3 protein-coding genes are annotated in these 4,500 nt (G+C 36.3%); 2 read left to right on the top strand and 1 reads right to left on the bottom strand.

Annotation, left to right across the window (positions count from 1 at the left end; translation table 11 throughout):
* Positions 1–102: 102 nt before the first annotated feature.
* Positions 103–2,670: a helicase-related protein gene (locus ACP6PK_RS00005; protein WP_426556675.1), complete on the top strand. Its 2,568-nt coding sequence runs from the start codon at positions 103–105 to the stop codon at positions 2,668–2,670.
* Complete coding sequence (locus tag ACP6PK_RS00010) at positions 2,667–4,208, top strand: Eco57I restriction-modification methylase domain-containing protein (protein WP_426556677.1); 1,542 nt, start codon at positions 2,667–2,669, stop codon at positions 4,206–4,208. The genes ACP6PK_RS00005 and ACP6PK_RS00010 overlap by 4 nt, the downstream gene beginning before the upstream one ends.
* A 30-nt stretch (positions 4,209–4,238) precedes the next feature.
* Here ACP6PK_RS00010 and ACP6PK_RS00015 read toward each other — a convergent pair whose 3' ends face one another.
* Positions 4,239–4,472, bottom strand: coding sequence for a hypothetical protein (locus ACP6PK_RS00015; protein ID WP_426556679.1), 234 nt, complete (start codon positions 4,470–4,472; stop codon positions 4,239–4,241).
* Positions 4,473–4,500 lie beyond the last annotated feature (28 nt).

Raw genomic sequence — 4,500 nt, forward strand, 5'->3', positions numbered from 1 at the left:
CCCTACTTGAAACCGTAAAAATTCTATGGTTTGGAAACCAAACCTCTACGACTGGGTTTGAAAACCAAACCCCTACGACATATATTAAAAATAAATCAAAAAATGCCACGAATTTTTGACAATATTGAACAATACCTACTCCCCATACTCCAGGATACTATTGACACTTCAAAACGAGCATATTTTTGTGTAGGTTACTTTAATCTTAGAGGGTGGAAAGAAATAGCTGATAAGATAGAAAAATTTACAGGAAATGAAAATTATTGTTGTCGTCTTTTAGTCGGAATGCAGACTTTACCAGAAAAAGAATTACATGATAGTTTAGCTTTCAGAAAAACTGAAACTGGTATGGATAATCTTAAAGTTATTCGTTTCAAAAAACAAATAATTCAAGGATTTTACGACCAACTAACTTGGGGCGCACCTAATAATAAAGATGAAAAGGCTTTACGTCTCCTCAGACAACAAATTAAAGAGAAAAAAGTAGTTATTAAACTATTTCTTAGATATCAGCTTCATGCCAAATTATATTTATGTCATCGCGACGATATTAATAATCCTATAACTGGGTTTTTAGGCAGTAGTAATTTAACTTTTTCAGGATTAAAAAAACAAGGAGAATTAAATATTGATGTTCTAGACCATGATGCTTATCAAAAACTTCAAAAATGGTTTAATGACCGATGGGAAGACCGTTGGTGTCTTGATATTTCCCAAGATATAATTAAAGTTATTGACGAAAGTTGGGCGCGAGAAAAGTTAATTCCTCCCTATCATATTTATCTAAAAATGGCTTATCATTTATCTAGTGAAGCTAGGGCTGGATTATCAGAATATCAAATTCCTCGGAGTATTAAAGATAAATTATTTGACTTTCAAGCAGCAGTTGTAAAAATTGCAGCTCGTTATCTAAATCGACGGGGGGGAGTTTTAATTGGGGATGTTGTTGGTTTAGGAAAAACTCGTATTGCTGCAACATTGGCAAAAATTTTAGAGGATGATTTTTTCTTAGAAACTTTGATTATTTGTCCGAAAAATTTAGTACCAATGTGGCAAGAATATGTTGACAATTACAAATTACGAGCTAAGGTTATTTCTATTAGTAAAGTTCAGAAACTATTGCCTAAAACCAGACGTTATCGAGTATTAATAATTGACGAAAGTCATAATCTGAGAAATCGTCAAGGTAAACGTTATCGAGCAATTCAAGAATATATTGCTCTTAATGAAAGTCGCTGCATTTTATTAACCGCAACTCCCTACAATAAAAGCTATTTAGATTTATCAAATCAACTGCGGTTATTTATTCCAGAAGATAAAAATTTAGGCATTCGACCAGAAAAATTATTACAGGAAATAGGAGGTGAAATAGAGTTTAGTCGGAAATATCAAGCTCCGGTGCGCTCCCTAGCAGCATTTGAAAAAAGGGAACATCCCGATGACTGGCGAGAGTTGATGCGACTATATATGTTGCGTCGCACCCGTAGTTTTATTCAAAATAATTATGCTCAAATTGATGAGACTGGGCGAAAATATTTAGAAATGAGCGATCGCTCAAAATCCTATTTTCCGATTCGTCAAGCAAAAACTATAAAGTTTGACTTAGGGGGAAGTGATGATTTATATGCGCTTTTGTATTCTGAAGCGGTAGTTAATATTTTGGGTGAGTTAAACTTACCGCGCTATGGTTTGGGGAGTTATGCAGTTTCGCCAAAATCAGCAAAAGGAAAGTCAATGACTGGTGCTGAGTCGCGACAACTCAAAGATTTATCTCGCGCGAGTAAAAGGTTAAAAGGTTTTTGTCGCACCAACCTATTTAAACGTTTAGAAAGTAGCGGAGTCGCATTTTTACAATCTATCGATCGCCACATTCTCCGAAACTATGTCTTTTTGCACGCCATTACTAACCAACTTCCTTTACCTATAGGTTCGCAAGATGCAGCTTTCCTCGATCCGCGCAACAACGACGAAGACTCTATATTTTTCGACTCGGAAGATGAAGCAGAAAATATAGACCTCCCGACTACCACCTTTATCTCTGAAACCGAAACAGAATATCAGGAGCGAGCAGCCAAAATTTATCAAGAATATGCCACCCAATACAAAAGTCGTTTCAAATGGATAAGACCAGAATTATTCAAAGCATCTCTGAAAAAAGACCTCCATGCTGACTGTTTAGCATTAATAGAAATTGGCAAAAAGGCTGGCAACTGGGAAACAAACAACGACCAGAAACTAGAAATATTAATCGACCTCCTTTGTCAAACTCACCCCCAAGAAAAAGTCTTAATCTTCTCCCAATTTGCTGACACCGTACATTATCTGACTAAACAACTCGAAAAACGGGGTATTCAGAAAGTGGAAGGAGTAACTGGAAACTCAACCAACCCAGCAGAAACAGTATGGCGTTTTAGTCCGGAAAGTAACAGTAAAACTATTTCCAAAACAGAGCAAATCAGAATTTTAATTGCCACAGACATTCTCAGTGAAGGTCTAAACCTCCAAGACTGTGCAATTATTATTAACTACGATCTACCTTGGGCAATTATTCGATTAATTCAACGGGTGGGAAGAATAGATCGTATCGGTCAGAATGCAGTCAAAATCTTTTGTTATTCTTTCTTACCTGCGGATGGAGTAGAAGAAATAATGAGGATATTGAGAACTTGAAGCCGTTTCATTGGGGTTATGAATTTGATAATGTCATTTCGGAAAAGGGTGGTTTTGATGCGATTATTACTAATCCACCCTGGGAGACTTTTAAACCACAAGCTAAAGAATTTTTTGCTCAATATAGCGACCTGGTGACGAAAAATAAGATGGATATTAAAACCTTTGAAAAGCAAAAGAAAAAGATGTTGCAGAATAAGGAGGTTGCTAATGCTTGGTTGGAATATCAAAGTCAATTTCCCTATGTGATTTTATATTACCGAAGTGCGGAAAAATATCAGAATCAAATTTCTGTTGTGAATGGCAGAAAGCAGGGAACGGATATTAATTTATATAAGTTATTTGTGGAGCAATGTTTTAATTTATTACGGTCAAATGGTGAATGTGGAATTGTCATTCCTAGCGGAATTTATACAGATTTGGGAACTAAGCAATTACGAGAAATGTTATTTACTCAAACCTCAGTTTCTGGTCTATTTTGTTTTGAGAATCGGAAGACTATTTTTGAGGGAGTGCATAGAAGTTTTAAATTTGTAGTTTTGACTTTTGAAAAGGATGGAGAAACTACAGAATTTCCAGCTAAGTTTATGCGCCATGATGTGGGGGAGTTAGAAAGTTTTCCTGATGGTGAAACTTTGAATATTTCTGTCGATATAATTCGGCGTTTATCTCCTGATTCGATTTCGGTTATGGAATTTAAAAATGATGTAGATATTGCCATTGCTCAGAAGATGGCAAAGTTTCCTTTATTGGGGGAAAAAATTGATGAAAAGTGGAATTTAAAATTGACTTCCGAGTTTCACATGACCAATGATAGTCAGTTATTTAAAACGGAACCTGGAAAGGGAATACTTCCACTTTATGAAGGGAAAATGATTGAACAATTTACCCATTTGTTATCTAAACCTCGATATTGGATTGAAGAAACAGAAGGAAGAAAAGCTATTATAGGAAAAAATCAAGATAATAGGCAAATTTTAGATTATCAAACATATCGCGCAGGGTTTCGGAAAATTGCAAGAAACACTGACTCTAGAACAATAATTGCAACTATTATTCCGCCTAGTTTCCATGCAGAAAATTTTCAATCTGTTTTACGTTGTTCTGACAAAATTAGTAATCCACCTAATAGCAAAGAAATATTATTATTAGTTGCTTTATGGAATAGTTTTGTTGTTGACTATGGAATTAGATTTAGAGTTTCAGCAAACGTAAATTTCTTTTATGTCTATCAACTTCCCGTTCCCCGACTAACAGAAAAAGACCCCTACTTTAACGAAATAGTAAAACGCGCTGCCAAACTAATTTGCACAACCCCAGAATTTGACCAACTCGCCAAAGAAACAGGATTAACCTCCCATAAAAAAGGCATCACCGACGAAACCAAACGCGCCAAACTCCGCGCCGAACTTGATGGAATAATCGCCCACCTTTACCAATTAACCGAAACAGAATTTAAACATATCCTCAATACATTTCCCCTAGTTTCGGACACGCTAAAAAAAGCAACAATAAAAGCATATCAAGAGCATTCGTAGGGGTTTGGTCTCCAAACCCTCCACCAGACATCAAAACCACCACCGTAGGGGTTTGGTCTCCAAACCCTGGTCTCCAGACCCTGGTCTCCAAACCCTAGTCTCCAAACCCATATCCAAACCCATATCCAAACTTGCCTCTAAACCCATCTCCAAATCCTGACGCAGGCGATCGCTCAAAAAAATGCCTATTCTACAAATATTGGGATTATGGATGCTTACGGTGATGTTTTCTAATTTTTTTTGGGGTGAGGGGTCAGACCACAAACTGTAACGTTATAGTTTTTGAGATTTT

The organism is Dapis hubbardiae BLCC-M172, assembly GCF_050016015.1.
Taxonomy (GTDB): domain Bacteria; phylum Cyanobacteriota; class Cyanobacteriia; order Cyanobacteriales; family Microcoleaceae; genus Trichodesmium.